17 protein-coding genes are annotated in these 14,333 nt (G+C 59.3%); 4 read left to right on the forward strand and 13 right to left on the reverse strand.

Features of this window, described 5'->3' with window-relative positions; all coding sequences use genetic code 11:
• The first annotated feature begins 100 nt into the window (after positions 1-100).
• The 4 genes from AC3WQZ_RS27175 (at position 101) to AC3WQZ_RS27190 (ending at position 2,603) form a co-directional block, all read left to right on the forward strand.
• On the forward strand, positions 101-538 hold the full coding sequence (locus tag AC3WQZ_RS27175) for a hypothetical protein (protein WP_454751317.1): 438 nt from the start codon (positions 101-103) through the stop codon (positions 536-538).
• 19 nt (positions 539-557) lie between these two features.
• Positions 558-881, forward strand: a complete 324-nt coding sequence (locus AC3WQZ_RS27180; RefSeq protein ID WP_454751316.1) for a YHS domain-containing protein — start codon at positions 558-560, stop codon at positions 879-881.
• Between the two features lie 28 nt (positions 882-909).
• Positions 910-2,103, forward strand: a complete 1,194-nt coding sequence (locus tag AC3WQZ_RS27185) for an MFS transporter (protein WP_454751315.1) — start codon at positions 910-912, stop codon at positions 2,101-2,103.
• Positions 2,104-2,360: 257 nt separating this feature from the next.
• The gene (locus tag AC3WQZ_RS27190) at positions 2,361-2,603 is read left to right on the forward strand and encodes a hypothetical protein (protein ID WP_454751314.1); all 243 of its coding nucleotides are present in this window, start codon (positions 2,361-2,363) and stop codon (positions 2,601-2,603) included.
• An 86-nt stretch (positions 2,604-2,689) separates the two neighbouring features.
• Here AC3WQZ_RS27190 and AC3WQZ_RS27195 read toward each other — a convergent pair whose 3' ends face one another.
• The 13 genes from AC3WQZ_RS27195 to AC3WQZ_RS27255 form a co-directional block, all read right to left on the reverse strand.
• Positions 2,690-3,814, reverse strand: coding sequence for an ABC transporter permease (locus AC3WQZ_RS27195; RefSeq protein ID WP_454751327.1), 1,125 nt, complete (start codon positions 3,812-3,814; stop codon positions 2,690-2,692).
• A complete protein-coding gene (locus AC3WQZ_RS27200) occupies positions 3,814-4,932 on the reverse strand; it encodes an ABC transporter permease (RefSeq protein WP_454751313.1) in 1,119 nt (372 codons plus the stop codon). The genes AC3WQZ_RS27195 and AC3WQZ_RS27200 overlap by 1 nt, the downstream gene beginning before the upstream one ends.
• A gap of 195 nt (positions 4,933-5,127) precedes the next feature.
• On the reverse strand, positions 5,128-5,898 hold the full coding sequence (locus tag AC3WQZ_RS27205; RefSeq protein WP_454751312.1) for an ABC transporter ATP-binding protein: 771 nt from the start codon (positions 5,896-5,898) through the stop codon (positions 5,128-5,130).
• A 197-nt stretch (positions 5,899-6,095) separates the two neighbouring features.
• Positions 6,096-7,061 (reverse strand): IS5 family transposase, encoded by a 966-nt coding sequence (locus AC3WQZ_RS27210; protein ID WP_454751311.1) that lies wholly within the window; start codon positions 7,059-7,061, stop codon positions 6,096-6,098.
• Positions 7,062-7,276: 215 nt separating this feature from the next.
• On the reverse strand, positions 7,277-8,287 hold the full coding sequence (locus AC3WQZ_RS27215) for an IS5 family transposase (RefSeq protein WP_454751310.1): 1,011 nt from the start codon (positions 8,285-8,287) through the stop codon (positions 7,277-7,279).
• Positions 8,288-8,360: 73 nt separating this feature from the next.
• Entirely contained in the window at positions 8,361-8,897 is a 537-nt protein-coding gene (locus AC3WQZ_RS27220; RefSeq protein WP_454751309.1) for an ABC transporter ATP-binding protein, read from the reverse strand.
• A 1-nt stretch (position 8,898) separates the two neighbouring features.
• Entirely contained in the window at positions 8,899-10,068 is a 1,170-nt protein-coding gene (locus tag AC3WQZ_RS27225) for an HlyD family secretion protein (RefSeq protein WP_454751308.1), read from the reverse strand.
• 211 nt (positions 10,069-10,279) lie between these two features.
• Positions 10,280-10,561, reverse strand: coding sequence for a CopK family periplasmic copper-binding protein (locus AC3WQZ_RS27230; protein ID WP_454751307.1), 282 nt, complete (start codon positions 10,559-10,561; stop codon positions 10,280-10,282).
• A gap of 332 nt (positions 10,562-10,893) precedes the next feature.
• The gene (locus AC3WQZ_RS27235; RefSeq protein ID WP_454751306.1) at positions 10,894-11,010 is read right to left on the reverse strand and encodes a DUF2950 family protein; all 117 of its coding nucleotides are present in this window, start codon (positions 11,008-11,010) and stop codon (positions 10,894-10,896) included.
• Positions 11,011-11,272: 262 nt separating this feature from the next.
• Complete coding sequence (locus AC3WQZ_RS27240) at positions 11,273-11,491, reverse strand: hypothetical protein (RefSeq protein WP_454751305.1); 219 nt, start codon at positions 11,489-11,491, stop codon at positions 11,273-11,275.
• Between the two features lie 100 nt (positions 11,492-11,591).
• Complete coding sequence (locus AC3WQZ_RS27245; RefSeq protein WP_492301611.1) at positions 11,592-11,990, reverse strand: hypothetical protein; 399 nt, start codon at positions 11,988-11,990, stop codon at positions 11,592-11,594.
• 189 nt (positions 11,991-12,179) lie between these two features.
• Positions 12,180-12,356 carry a TolC family protein gene (locus tag AC3WQZ_RS27250; RefSeq protein WP_454751303.1) on the reverse strand — a complete coding sequence of 59 codons (177 nt, stop codon included), beginning with the start codon at positions 12,354-12,356 and terminating at the stop codon, positions 12,180-12,182.
• A 377-nt stretch (positions 12,357-12,733) separates the two neighbouring features.
• Complete coding sequence (locus AC3WQZ_RS27255) at positions 12,734-12,979, reverse strand: hypothetical protein (protein ID WP_454751302.1); 246 nt, start codon at positions 12,977-12,979, stop codon at positions 12,734-12,736.
• Positions 12,980-14,333 lie beyond the last annotated feature (1,354 nt).

A 14,333-nucleotide genomic window follows, 5' to 3' on the forward strand; every position in this document is an offset into this window, starting at 1 on the left:
CCGCACGATATGTCCATGGCACTTGTTTGATCGGCCGCAACGGCCACGCACGGCCGCTTGCTACGCTGGAGCTTGTTGCCATCAACCAAGGTGTCTTGCCATGAATACTACCGCCACTGTCTCCCAACGAATCCTGACCAAAATCGCCGCCGCGATCGTTGCGACGACCGCAGTTGCCTGGCATACGGGAGTGCGCGCTGAGCCGGCCGAGCGCATCTCAGCGCAGGAAGGGGTCACGCTGAAGGTTACGCCCAAGCCTTGGTTATCGGGCGCACGTGAATGGTCTTTCTCAGTCACGCTGGACACGCACAGCCAAGCGTTGGAGGACAATCTTTCCGAGGGTACCGTGCTGGTGGTCGATGGCCGCGAAGTTGCACCGGTGCAGTGGACAGGCGCGGCGCCAGGTGGTCATCACCGCGAGGGCGTGTTGACCTTTCCCGCCCCGGATGCGCAACCGGCCGCTGTCGAACTGCGCCTCCAGCGCCCAGGCGAAGCCACACCTCGCGTGTTGCGCTGGGACGCGACGAGCCTGAAGTGAAGTGTCTAAGGGGCTCGCGATGGCTTGGCTGACCGAACACTGGCGCTACGTGCTGCTCTTGTTTGTGGTTATTGCGCTGATGCCCTGGCGTGGCGGCATGGGTGGTGGTCTGATGGGCATGCGCCGGGATAAACCCAGCGGCGGCGCCGAAGGCGCACGCATTGATCCGGTAAGCGGGGAGCCGGTCGCGGGGGATGGTGCTGCCGTGGCGTCCTACCGGGGGCGGCTGTACTACTTCAACAGCCGCGAGAACCGCGACCGGTTCGAGGCCACGCCGGCGCGCTTCGTGCCGTCGGGCGAAGAAGGCCATCGGCATGGGCATGGCGGACACGAGAGCTGCTAGGTCTCCGACTAACGTGCCGGGTCAGGGCTTGCGCCTGACGGCATGGCGCCTTGCGTTGCTGATGGCGGCGGCGCTGGCAGTGTCGATGGCCTATGGCGTTACGCTGCCGCTGATGCCGTCGCGGGTCGAGCGATTGGGCGCTGCTGGCGCCGAAGTGGCGCGACATACCGGCAGGCTGACCGCCGTATACACGCTGGGGCTGTTCCTGTTTTCGCCAGTCTGGGGGGCGTTGTCCGATCGTGTCGACCTGCGCGTGGTGATTGCCCTGGGACTCGTAGGCGGCGGCGTGGCCCTGTGGGGCATGGACCTGTCGCCGTCGCTGGCAGCCCTATACCTCGCACGCGGGGTCGCAGGCGTACTGTCGGCCGCCGTGTTGCCGGCGGTCTTCTCCTACATCGTCGAGGTTTCGGTGCCGGGGCGGCGCCAGAAACGTTTCGCCTGGGTCGCCTCCGCTACTGCCCTGGGGTTCTTGCTGGGGCCCGTGGTCGGCAATGTGCTGGGTGCGATGGCCGGCGGGGGTATATTCGGCAGGACGGTTGTCGGCATGGCCGGTTCGCCCTTGGTCGTGGTGGCTGCGATCTGTTTTGTCGCAGCGGCCTGCATTGCGTTACTGCCACGCTACCAGAAGCGGGCCGACGACAATGCTGCGTTCGGTGGCGCCACTGACGACGCGCGAATCCGGCAATCGCTGGCGCTCACCGCGGTGGTGGTGCTCGGCATCACGATCGCGGAGGTCGGCCTGACACTAATCAGCCGCGACACGCCGGTCGTTCGCCCGTCGCAGGTCGCCGGCTATTTCGCGCTGTGCAGCGCGGTGATGGTCGCGGTGCAAATGTGGCTGTACCCCGCGCTCGAGCGCTGGATGGGTGAGCCGCGCCTGGTCACCGCGGCGATGACCGGCATGGCGCTCGGACTGGCGTTATTGGCCCGGCCTCTGGCGCCCTGGATGCCAGTGACCGGCTTGATATTCGGTGCCGCCGGGATCGGCGTGCTGATCCCGGCTCTGGCGGTGCGCATCTCATCCGCGGCCGGTCCACGACAGGGCTGGGCGCTGGGGCGCCAATCATCGGTGGCCAGCCTTGGGCAGGCGATCGGCGCGGCGGCGACCGGCGTATTGTATGCACAGGCCGCGCCACTACCTTTCCTTTCGGCTGCCGCCGTGCTAGCGGTCGCCGCCACATGGACCGCCGGGCGTGCCTCCCCCGCCGGGACGCCGCGCTGAAAGCCTGCCATGCACGTGCTCGGCCAACTGCTCAGGATCAACCACGCGCTGTGGGGGTATCTACTGCATCGGGCACTGGTGTGCGCTGGCTGTGGCGCTCCCCTTATTGAACTTCAAGGGGAGCACGGTCGACGACCGGGTGAGCTCGCGCAGTCGTCGAATTCGGCAACAGCACGATAGTAGTGTTGAATGACGCGGCCTTCAGGCGGCCGGCCCGGAGGACGATGGGTAGTCACGATGCAACCTGGAGACGAAAAATGAACCATATCGAACCGTGGGTTGCCGAACGTGCTCGGCTATTCCGTGAGGCCGACCCCAGCTTCGCCCGCTGGGCAGCTGGCCACGGGCCGATCGAGCACCGAGACCTGACGCAGGTGCGTGTGTACGAGCTGGCCAGCCTTCTGGTGGCCGCCGGCAAGGCGCCGAACGCGACAGCGGTATATCAGCAACTCTGGGCGGCTGACCGCCTGACGGCAGCAGCAATGTGGTTGACGCATTGAACACGCAAGGCGAGCGAACTGCGGCTCAGCATCATCGCTACGTTGTCGCATATACGTGATCCTCCCTTTAAATCGCAATAATATCCTTACATGTAAAATTGCTTCCGTAGCCGCGCCACGCTCCATGCCCCAAGCACGAGGCCCGTTCCTGAAAGGGCAGTGAGCTGTGGCCAAAGAACATCTATGCCGACTCCCTTTAACAAGATTCCCAATGCAATTTCCATGTAATAGCGGACAGGGCTAAGTAAGGAAAGCCACTGGATCACCGTGGGCGCGCTCTCGATCGGGGAGATTGTTCCCGATAAAAACAATAGCGGAAACAACACAAAAAATGCTAGCAGCAGCGCCTGCTGGAGGTTGTTTGCCAGTGTGCCAATGAAGAACCCTATGGCCAGGAAAGCGGATAATGCAATGGCCGAGGCAAGGATGAAAAAACTAAGATTCCCAGCCAAAGGTACACCGAATGCCCTTGCAATCCACAGACTTGGGACAAGCGCGAAAATGCCGATAGTGAACGGAGGAGCCGCCTTTGCGATGATAACTTCGTGGCTCCGTAGCGGGGTCACCACGAGTTGTTCGATCGTGCCCGACTCCTTCTCGCGCACAAGGCCCGCTGCGGCTGTTATCACGCCCACCATCAGCGCAGCGGAAACAATCATCGACACCGCCATGAAATGTGCGAACTCCAACTGTGGGTTATACCAAATTCTTATCTCTGGCTCGACGGATGGAAAATTCACCGTGATGCCGTGTCGTGCCGCATGTCGCACGAGCATGTCTCGAGAAAATCCGCCGACTATCGTCGCGGCATAGCCACGGGCGGCATTGGCGGTATTTGCATTGGTCCCGGCGAGCAGCACCAAAACCTCCGCCGTGCGCCCCGCTTCCGAAGCCCGAGAAAAACCATCAGGAATGACCAACGCAAGATCAGCTTTGCTTGCGTCGAGTAGCCGATCCAACTCGGAAAGCCGAGCAACCGATATTAGCTTCCCGAAGTAAGGGCTAGCCGTAAATCTCTCAACGAGTTTACCGCTTAGTTGACTACGGTCCCCGTCATAAACCGCAAGCTTAAGATTGCGTACGTCGAATGATAATGCTGTTGTGCAAATTATCAGATCGGCGGTGTATATAAAGACAACAAGCGCAACCAGCAGCCAATCGCGCAGGAATTGTAGAAATTCCTTTCGAATGGCAGCGACCAGCCGAATCATCACGCCACCTTTTTCCGCAAAGTGAGGCTAGCGACCAAGAAGAGGATAACCGCATAAATCATTAGCAACACAACATTCCCCCAGATATACTCCAGACCTACGCCTTTCAAGAAAAGGTCGCGACTGATGTCATTGAAATAACGAGTCGGAAATGCATAGGTATAAAGCTGCATGATGTATGGCATCGTTGCGATCGGAAATAGAAATCCGGAGAATAGAAACGATGGCATTAGCGTGCCCACCGCTGATAGCAGAACCGCCGCAACCTGTGTCTTTGCAATAGAAGAAACGGCCACGCCGAGCCCTACCGTCACGAACACGTAAAGGATGGAAACACCAAGCAACAATGCCACGCTGCCCCGCATTGGGATGCCGAACCATGCGGTACCGACTAATAGCACCAGTAGCATCTCGCAGAACGCAATAACGGCATAGGGAATGATCTTGCCAAGAATGAACATCGAAGGGCTGACCGGCGACACATAAATCTGCTCAATGGTTCCGCGCTCCCTCTCTCGAACTACTGCGAGTGCGGTAAGCATCGGTGGAAATGCCATTAGCAGCACTGCAAAAAGACCGAGCACAATGTAATTCACGGTCTTCATCGGTGCGTTGTACCAAACTCTCGACTCGAGTCGAACGGGAGGGAGCGGCTTCAGGCCCAGCGTGGGGAGACGCGCTTCGGCGACTCGCGTTGAGTACTGATTGACGATCGCGGAAACGTAGTTGGAGACAATGAGCGCGGTAGGTGAGAACGAACCGTCGATAATGATCTGTACCGGCGCGATAGAACCAGCCGCGAGGCGACGCCCGAACGCAGGCGGAATGGCGATGACTACGGTCGCTTCCCCTTTGTCAAGAACGGTATTTACCTCGCGTAGCGACCAGACGATTTTTCGCTGGGTGAAATAGCCGCTTTCTCGGAAAGCTTGGGCAAATCGATCGCTCTCCTGTGTCCGGTCCTGATCGTATATGGCGACGGTGATATGTTCAACGTCCATCGACAAACCGTATCCGAACAGAAACAACATAATCAGCGGCAAGACAATCGCCACGGCAAGCGTGATGGGATCACGGAGAATTTCAAGGGTTTCCTTCCGGAGGAGCGCTGCCAGCATAGCTCACCATATTCGCTATTTGCTCTCTGTCATCAACTTAATGAAAACGTCTTCAAGTTCCACATTCCCGAAACGACTTCGAAGCGCTGCGGGGGAGTCAGCAACGAGCAACTGACCACGATCAATAAACGCTACCCGATCACAGCGCTCAGCTTCCCGAATATAGTGCGTAGTGACCAGTACGGCCGTGCCAGCTCAACTGAGTTGAGCGATCAGCCGCCAAAACGCATCGCGAGCCACGGGGTCCACGCCAGACGTTGGCTCGTCCAGGAAGAGTACGGCTGGGTGGTGCAACACCGCACAGCCAAGCGCCAGCCGTTGCCTGAGCGCCCCAGAAAGTGCTTTCACCGGCTTTCGCTCGTATCCTCCAAGTCCGGCGATTTGCAATACCCAAGCTCGACGGTCAGCAAGCACGGCCGTCGTAAGCCCATAAGCGGAACCGAAGAACTCAATGTTCTCATCCACGGTGAGATCCGTGTAGAGCGAGAAGCGCTGCGACATATAGCCAATGCGGCCTTTCACCGCAGCCGGTCGTGTAGCTACGTCCAATCCGGCCACTTCCACGTGCCCCTCGGACGGCGGAAGGATACCCGTGAGCATCTTGATCGTTGTACTCTTGCCCGATCCATTCGGCCCGAGTAGTCCAAAGATTTCTCCACGCGCCACACTGAAGCTGATATTGTCGACCGCTGTAAAGTTACCAAACCGGCGAGATAGCGCGGTCACACGAATCGCCTCGCCACTTGCCTCAAGAGAGGGGAGTGCAGGTAGTTCGGGTGTTTGCGTACCTGCGCCGAGGAGTTCCTTCACGGCCTCTTCAAAATCCGGCCCATAACGTTCTGGAGACTGGCATGCGAGGAGTCTGCCGCCAGCCAGAACAGCAACTCGATCGCACCGTGCCGCCTCGTCCATATAGGATGTCGCGCAGACAATAGTTTTGCCGCTGGCGTGGAATTCGGCGAGCATTGTCCATAATTCTCTTCGCGAAATCGGGTCGACACCTAGGGATGGTGTTCAAAACAACGTCCGCAGCGCCGAGTTGACCGTGTGAGCGTGGCCAAGTGAACTCGATGAGCGATTCCACCCGAATTCGGCGCGAGAATCGGTGCGAGCAAGGGCGTTATCGCCCGCGTTTCGGGTCGTCGGCCAGAATCCCGGCGCATTCACCGCTTGGCACCTGGCTGAAGTCGATGGCGCATCATCCACAGATTGCTCAAGGCAAACAGCGTATGCAGTTGCTGCGTGTTCTTCATCAAGCCCCGGTAGCGCACCTTGAGATAGCCGAACTGGCGCTTGATGATGCGAAACGGGTGCTCCACCTTGGCGCGGATGCGGGCTTTGACCCGTTCGAGTTCATCGCGCAGCTTGCCCACCGGCGCCTCCTTGTCCAACGCGCGGCGCTTGCCCGGGCGCATAGCAACATGCCAGTTGACCTCGATGCCTTGCGCCTCAGTGCGCCTTTCAACGCCTTGGTATCCGGCATCACTGAACACGTCGCTTTCCTCGCCATGCAGCAGTGCATGAGCTTGCGTGACATCGTTGACGTTGGCGGCCGTGCCAACCACGGTGTGTACCAGTCCCGATTCGGCATCCGCGCCAATGTGTGCCTTCATGCCGAAATGCCACTGGTTGCCCTTCTTCGCTTGGTGCATCTCAGGGTCACGCTCGCCATCCTTGTTCTTGGTCGAACTCGGCGCGGCAATCAGGGTGGCATCGACCACCGTGCCTTCCTTGAGAAGGAAGCCACGGGCGTTGAGTTGCTCGTTGACCGTCTTGAGAAATTGCTCGGCAAGCTGGTGTCGCTCAAGCAGATGCCGAAAGCGCAGAATGCTGACGCGGTCAGGCAGGCGGCTCATGCCACCCAGCCCAGCGAATTCGCGGTACAGCGGCGTGTCATACAAAGCTTCTTCCATCGCCACGTCGCTCAGACCAAACCATTGCTGCATCAGATGGATTCGCAGCATCGCTGCGAGAGGAAACGGTCGGCGTCCCGTTGCCTTGGTCGGGGCGTGCGGAGCAATCAATGCCAGAAACGCATCCCACGGTACCGCGCGCTCCATCTCGTGAAGAAACACGCGCTTGCGCGTGCGGCGATTGCTCAGGTCCAGGCCAAGGTCGGATTGTTTCATGCGTCTATTGTCGCTGGAAACTTTGTTCATGCGTACCCGCAGACGCATGAGTTTTGAACACCATCCCTAGGGAATTGCTGATCAATAGCAGCGGCGCTGGGGATCGACGGCTGTTTGGTGTCTGATTTTCACCATGCGGAAAAACAGAGAGATCTGAGCCCGATTTCGCGCCGCATGCCCCCCATCTCGTGCCCTTTCGGGCTCGATTTGCATGTTCAAGACGGATTGCTCCCCTGAAACGCCAACAACGGCTTTTTGGCGATCACCAGATTTGCGAGACCGAACAGGCTGAACATCTGTGCCGTGTTCTTGGCCAAGCCCTTGTAGCGGGTCTTCTTGTGACCAAACAAGTTCTTCACCACGTGAAAGGGATGTTCTACCCGCGCCCGAATCTGGGCCTTCTTGCGCTCCACTGCCTTCGTCAGGTCCTTCCACCGACCTTCCGGCATCTTTTCAACCTTACTGCGCTTTGCTGCTACGAGCCAGCTTACTTCAGCGCGGATCGTCCCTTGCCCTTGGGCTTGTTTGATCTCATCCCTGCGCTCCACACCCGTGTAACCCGCATCAAGATGCACTTGGCTTTCCTCACCATGCAGCAGGTGATGGGTGTGAGCGATATCGCTTTCGTTAGCCGCCGTCGTGTGCAAGCTGTGCACCAGTCCCGAGTCGGCGTCGGCGCCGATGTGCGCCTTCATACCAAAATGCCACTCGTTCCCCTTCTTCGTCTGGTGCATCTCCGGATCGCGCGACTTGTCCTTATTCTTGGTCGAACTCGGTGCCGCGATCAGCGTGGCATCGACCATCGTGCCCTCTCGCATCAGCAGCCCCCGCTCACTGAGCACGGCCTTTACCTCATCGAACATCGCGGCAGTCAACTTGTGCTTCTCGAGCAACCGGCGAAACTTGAGCAGCGTAGTCGCATTCGGCGCCGACTCTTGCGACAGATCCACACCTACGAATTGACGCAACGCCTGGCTGTCGTAGAGGGCGTCTTCCACGGCTTCGTCACTGAGACTGAACCACTGTTGCAGACAGTACATCCGCAACATCCTCTCCACGCCAATCGGCTGCCGCCCAACACGGCCGCTCGTCGGATACACCGGCTCAATCAACGCGGTCCACCGTGCCCACGGCACGATCCGATCCATCTCCCCGAGAAACTTCTCGCGCCGTGTCACGCGCTTCTTCTTCGCGAACTCAACATCGGCAAAGCTCGTTTGTTTCATCCTTGTCTTTGTTTTCCATGCCTTCACCTTCAACGCGCCACACGTTCCGCCAGATGACCTGTGACTGAATTGATCAGCATTTCCCTAGTGTAGGTTCATCCAGTATCAGGATATCGGGCTCGTGTACAAGGCTGCAACAAACTGCTAATTTTTTCTGCATGCCACCGGACAGTGATTTTGCAGGGCGATCTAGAAAAGAGCCGAGCCCAGAGAAGCGCAGCAACGCCTCGCTTCGCATCGCAAACGCCGCCGCAGCCACTTTCCGGATCGAAGAGAAGAATGCCAGATTCTCCGCGACCGTCAGATCGCCATAAAGTGAGTAGGATTGCGGCACGTAGCCAAGCGAGGCGTGTATGCTTGCCGCATTATGCACACTATCTAGCCCAGCTACGACCACGCTGCCTTTACTAGGATCCAGTATGGCGCAGATCATTTGCAGCAGTGTGGTCTTCCCCGACCCGTCGGCGCCGACGATGCCAAATAGCTCGCCCCGCTGAACCTCGAGCGTGATGCCTTCCAAGGCGAGCCGCTTGGCAAACTGTCGTGAAGCTGAACGAATTTCGATCGCCGGCGCCAATGCTGACCGCTGTGCCAGCGCAGGGGCGTCCACCTTACCACGCCACATCGGGATCTACCTTGATTGTCACATCAGCGAACATACCGGGCTTCAGCAAACCGTCCGGGTTGTCGATCGACACCTTCACGCCAAAGACGAGCTTCTGGCGTTCGTCCTTCATATGGACGTCCTTCGGTGTGAACTCGGCTTGCTGCGAAACTTCCATCACCTTGCCTAAAAACGTGCGGTCGCGGAAGGCATCGACCGCGATGCGTGCAGGGTTGCCAAGGCGAATCCTCCCCACTTCGCGCTCTGCCACATAGACCCGCACGAATAGGTCGTCCAAATTAACAAGCGTGGCGAGTGGGCGTCCCGCGGCGACAAGTTCACCGGGCTCGACGAGCTTCGTCATCACCGTGGCATTAGCTGGCGCCAAAACGCGTGTATCGGCTAGTTGTGCCTCAAGCTCGGCGACGCGCGCCTTTGCCGCTTCGGCCTGTAGCCTCGCAGTCTCGCGCGCTGCCTTGATGCGCTCCCGCTCTGCAGCGACGCGCTGCACATCTTTCTCTTTGATGAGTACCTCACCGGAGCCGGAGCGCGCTTTTTCTAGCGCCGCCTGCGCCTCAGCCCGCGACTGGCGGGCCGCAGTGAGCCTTGCCTCTGAAGCGCGGCGACGCGCGCTCAACTCGTCGAAATAGTTCTTGCTGATGAACCCTTGTGCTAGAAGCTTTTCGAAGCGCTCATACACGTTGCGGTCCTGGTTGAACTGCGCTTCGGCGGCGACGATCTCCGCATTGGCTCTAGCGAGAGACTCAGACACGCGATGGATTTCGTGTGTCACGGCGCCTGCCGTTACATGAGCGCCAACCTTCGCTTGCTCCTCTGTGATGTCGAGCACTTTAAGTTGCGCCTCAAGCTCGGCAACAAGATTCTGTGCGCCTGCTGCCTGCGCCCGCGCCTGGTCACGGCGCGCCTCAAGTTCGCGGGAGGAAATGGCGGCGATTAGGTCGCCAATTTTCACTTGCTGCCCCTCACGCAGGAGGACGACATCTGCCACGCCCCCGATTTTTGCGCTCACAGTTATCTCTGTGCCGCGGACCTGGCCATTCCCTTCGAGAACGCCCTCAGCTTGCTTGGGGCGCTGGGTCAGATAAATTGCTGTCCCTATCACTGCAGCCGCGGCGGCGGCAAGGGCGACCCCATATCGCAACGTTGTCCGCTCCATCTGCCACGCTCCGACTGAAGTGTTTCAGACACCGCGATGACCGGCATGCGTCGGCGCCTATTAAAGCCGAGTATGAAGCCAAATCTGTAACGCTTCCGTGCCCCCTCGCCTGGGAGTCACACTGCACCGCCCTGGAAGCGTATCCCGAGGAATTGGCGTGATCAGCGTTTGCTGGCGGCGTTAGCTGCTGCGGCACGCATATGGAGACCAGTCACTGACCACGTTTCCGCTCTTTCTGGACGCTATCGTTCAAGAATACCTGATTGTCTTTCACAATTAGCTTAAAACCGTCCTTTGTTTCCATGACCATACCGTCCTTCATGTGCATGTCATGGCCAAATGGATCTTGCATCACAATCGTTCCATTCTTCATGACATGGACGAATGACCCATCTTTTAGCTCGTACGTCTTCAGAACGTCGTCTTTACCAGCGCTCAATGCCGATAGGCAAGGAACGGCAAAAAGCAATGCAAACACAAGATCTCTTTTCATACCATCCTCGCTTCAACTCGCACCCTCATCTCTCGAAAGCTATCCTGCAAAGTGAACGGAACTTTTTAAACTAAGTCTCGCACTCTTGCTTAGTGGAATTCGGGCAAATGCGAAAGCTTCCCTGACCGCGGAAGTCCGGATTCATCCCAAAGCATAGGATTATCTGGCGAACCAATCTTGAGCTAGGTCAAGCCGTCGATCCGGTGGCCCAATGCAACCCGTGGAGACGAAGATATTGACCATATCGCGATCCTTTGGTCGCCGAACTTGCTCGGCTGTTTCGCGACGGGTACGCAAGGATGGCGCCAAGGGTGAGGTTACAAGCAAGTGCCTCATGGTGAAACCTTCCTCCAGCCGAGGCCAGGATCGAAAGATTTCATCGCTGTCGCCTTGGCGGCGCCGTCGGCGCCCATATCGCGCTCATAGACCTGGCCCTCGTGACTTACCATGGAGCAGAGCCGGTACCAGATTACCGCCCTGCGTACCCATTTCTCGACGGAGAAGAAGTACGCGAACAGCCCTTCCGCCGAAGGTCTTCTCCAGGGCGCACCAGTACGATGTCGCCGACTTTCAGCTCACAGACAGGGACCGACCGCTCGGCACTGGCTGTACGCAGCAATGCCACTTGCGGTACTGAACCGATCAGGGCTTTTATCGAAGCCCAGGCGCAATCGGTATTGAGGTCGGCGATGAATTCGGCGATCAGAATGATCACTTCCCGGCGACGGTCTCTCCGCCAAATACCGCCACCAGGGTCGCGATGGTGACGAAGATTTCGGTGCCGATCTTGCGTTTGTGAACCAAATCCAGCAGCCCGGCCTTGAGGAGCGGGTACAAGCCGGCGGCGACGGCCAGCCACAGCAACTCGACCCGCACCAGGTCTTGCCAGAAGAGAAGAGCGATCAGGCCTGTGACGAGGATACGTGCCACTTCGCCCCATCGTCGGCGAGTCATCAACGCCGACAAACGTTGTTGGGGCAGCCGCCTCGATGTCGATGGCCGGTTGGACGGTCTGGGTACTCAGTACGCATCACCCTCGCTGGCCGCGATCGTGGTCGACACGCGCGGCGGCACGCCGATCCGCATCGGGGACGTGGCCACGGTGCATTGCGGGCGCGGCGGTCAGAATGTCCACGCCCGCTTCCTTCAGTTGCGCATCATCCATCTCGACGCGGGCCTCTACCTGCGAGTATTTCCATGAGGCGGCTTTCCCTTTGTAGTTGGCCGTCACGTTCACATCGAACGAATGCGGTTCGTCGATGGTTTTGTCGCCGCGCAGGTAATCGCGCTCCACGCGGAAGGCTATCGGCTCTGCCGGTCGGCCAAGCCGCTGCAGGGTGATGCCAGCTTGGGCGGCGCCAGGCACCAGCGGCTTACCGTCCTCATAGAGGTACAGGCGGAACTGCGGTGGAACGCCTTGCTCGAAAATGGTTACTTCAACCTGGAACTTCCCGTCAGCAAGGAGGCGTCCCCCATGCGGGCCCGTACGGCGTCCTCCGCAGGGGAGGGTTCTGCAATGGCCGCAACGCCGGTACTAGCACGCGGTGCGCAAGCTGGTAGCCCGCGGCGGCGCCAAGCAGGAGCGTTACTACGGCAAGCGTGATAGCAGATCTCGTTTTCATTGTGCATCCAGCTGGTGGCTGGCCGGCGTCGCGGCGAGTTCAAGTATTTCGCTCTTCAGTCGCTCATAGCGCGCAGCGGCGGCGATGTACAGCGCTTCGTTGCGGAAATAATTGCGCTGGGCGTCAAGGGCGTCCAGATATGAGAATTTCCCGAGCTCGTACCCATTGGTCACGGCACAAACGGTCTCGCGACAGGGCCACGCCTGTACCGCCTCATACGAGTGCCTGGCATATCGAGGATTACTTTGCCGAACACCTACAGCTCACCGAGCGGGCGCGCGCGCTGATCGTCATCGCCGCGCCAGACTTTGTCTGGATACATGTGTAGCTCTGCGGCGCTGCCCGGAGTTACCGCCGCCTGTGCCGCGAGAACCTCCATCAGCAAGTCTGAACCGTAGACTCCTACACTGGAGGCCGCTGTTTTTGACATAGCCCGCCATATGTCAAATTGCATTGCGTTGCAACGATACGGAAGATCCAAAAAGGAGGGTTCTAGCGGGGGTAGCGGCGCATGGCCGCACATGCCCTTCGCCTCTGGGCGCCCAGCGCCTCAACCAGCGTTAGGATCGTCGGATGGCGCCCGACGCGATGTCGCGCCGATCTGGCGCACGTGCTTTGCAGGCGGGCACGCTTCCACGATGACCGTCGTCGACGGGCGGGCGCTCGGCTGGATGTTCGGATCGCCGGCCGGCGTCAATCCTGCCGCGCGCGTCATGGCAACGGCTTGCTCGATACCGCGTCCGACAACGTCTTGAAAGCGTTGACTCATGATGTAGTGAGTCAGTTTTGAAGCCATGGAGCCTCCCTTCTGTGGTGCGTGAGCTCACGCATAGCCGGCCACGGCTAACCTCGCATCCGGGTGAGCCTGTCCAACGTGTGAGGCCCGTTCTGGTCTGCGGTGCCATAGTGTACCGCCCCAGACCGGTCCGCTATTGAGGGAGGGAAAACTTGAGTTTATTTAGCCAGTCGGGCATCTCGCCGGTCCCGTCCCCAGCATGATCCCGCGACGTCGCGGTAGCAGACAACCGGCGACGGCGCGGTGCGCCTGGGACGAGCTGATGCGGATTGCAGCATCCGTGCGAAGCGGGCATAGTGGAAACCGTTGCGAGCTTGTGTTGGCTCAACTTCATGCCGACCGGGCTGCCGGCTTATGACAATGTCGGTGCCTGCATCAAGGCAGTTTGGAGACTTACTCTGGCGAATTGGTTATTGGGCTGGGCGCTTGGCTGACTCCAACTCGCGCAGCGGAAGCCTTCATGCGGGATTTCGAGCGCGATGCTACCTGCGCGGCGCAAAAACAAATTTTCCAAGGACCTTCGAGCGTGGCATTTGCCAGAACTCCGGCAAGGTCGCTGTCATGCCTTGCCACGCAATTCGTTGCGCTGCGCAGGCGTTCCGAGTCCGGTAGACTATCAAAATAGGAGGTCCAGGCATGGCAACGAAACTGTCCCAATACATCCTAAGCGAGAGGTTTCAGGAGGCCTTTGCCCGGGCGGTTATGTGGGCCGCGGAAGAGGCTAGGGCTGCTGGTTTGCCTCCGGCTGGCAATCCGGTGAAATCGCCTCGGTCGAAGCCGCGCGCTACGGTCGTGTATCTTCCCCCACAGCCGACACGTAAGGGGTCGGGAAGCAAGTAGCCAGCCTCGTGCGCCTTTCCTGCGTGGTGGTGGCGTGGCACCGCGCGACGGCGTTGGCCGCCAGATTCGCCGGCTGGATAGCGGCACGGTGGCCACCGGTCCCTCGCGGCAGCGTCGCTTCATCGCGGAACCGATGACACGCTCAGCCGCTGTGCCATGCGTTGTTCCTTTGATTTCAAAAGTCGGACTACCCGATGATCGGGCCGGAGCGACCGCCACCAAGGGTGTGCCGCGCTCGGCGGCATCGGCCAGCTTTGCGCAGGAACCAGTTAGCGCCTTCGCACAGAGGTCACCGGACCCGACGGACGGTTGTTCGCATTTCGCGGTGAGTGGCCCGCCTGCCGGCATTTTTTCGTCGCGCTGGCGACCACAGCCGCCACGACGCAGACCAGCGCCACCGCCCATCATCAGGAGGGATCGCGATACTAAAAAGCGTCCTTCTATGCACCCATCTTTCCGGTTTGTGATCAGGCTCACCTGCAGAGTACCTCGCGTGATCCGAAAAATCCCAAAA

The organism is Cupriavidus sp. FW305-26 (genome assembly GCF_058787975.1).

Bases quoted from the DNA above. Each gene is read 5' to 3' on its own strand.
- AC3WQZ_RS27225 (WP_454751308.1), bottom strand. From the start codon at position 10,068: ATGGAGCGGACAACGTTGCGATATGGGGTCGCCCTTGCCGCCGCCGCG.
- AC3WQZ_RS27230 (WP_454751307.1), bottom strand. From the start codon at position 10,561: ATGAAAAGAGATCTTGTGTTTGCATTGCTTTTTGCCGTTCCTTGCCTA.
- AC3WQZ_RS27210 (WP_454751311.1), bottom strand. From the start codon at position 7,061: ATGAAACAATCCGACCTTGGCCTGGACCTGAGCAATCGCCGCACGCGC.
- AC3WQZ_RS27195 (WP_454751327.1), bottom strand. From the start codon at position 3,814: ATGATTCGGCTGGTCGCTGCCATTCGAAAGGAATTTCTACAATTCCTG.
- AC3WQZ_RS27205 (WP_454751312.1), bottom strand. From the start codon at position 5,898: ATGCTCGCCGAATTCCACGCCAGCGGCAAAACTATTGTCTGCGCGACA.
- AC3WQZ_RS27180 (WP_454751316.1), top strand. From the start codon at position 558: ATGGCTTGGCTGACCGAACACTGGCGCTACGTGCTGCTCTTGTTTGTG.
- AC3WQZ_RS27255 (WP_454751302.1), bottom strand. From the start codon at position 12,979: ATGGCTTCAAAACTGACTCACTACATCATGAGTCAACGCTTTCAAGAC.
- AC3WQZ_RS27175 (WP_454751317.1), top strand. From the start codon at position 101: ATGAATACTACCGCCACTGTCTCCCAACGAATCCTGACCAAAATCGCC.
- AC3WQZ_RS27215 (WP_454751310.1), bottom strand. From the start codon at position 8,287: ATGAAACAAACGAGCTTTGCCGATGTTGAGTTCGCGAAGAAGAAGCGC.
- AC3WQZ_RS27200 (WP_454751313.1), bottom strand. From the start codon at position 4,932: ATGCTGGCAGCGCTCCTCCGGAAGGAAACCCTTGAAATTCTCCGTGAT.
- AC3WQZ_RS27190 (WP_454751314.1), top strand. From the start codon at position 2,361: ATGAACCATATCGAACCGTGGGTTGCCGAACGTGCTCGGCTATTCCGT.
- AC3WQZ_RS27235 (WP_454751306.1), bottom strand. From the start codon at position 11,010: ATGGTAAGTCACGAGGGCCAGGTCTATGAGCGCGATATGGGCGCCGAC.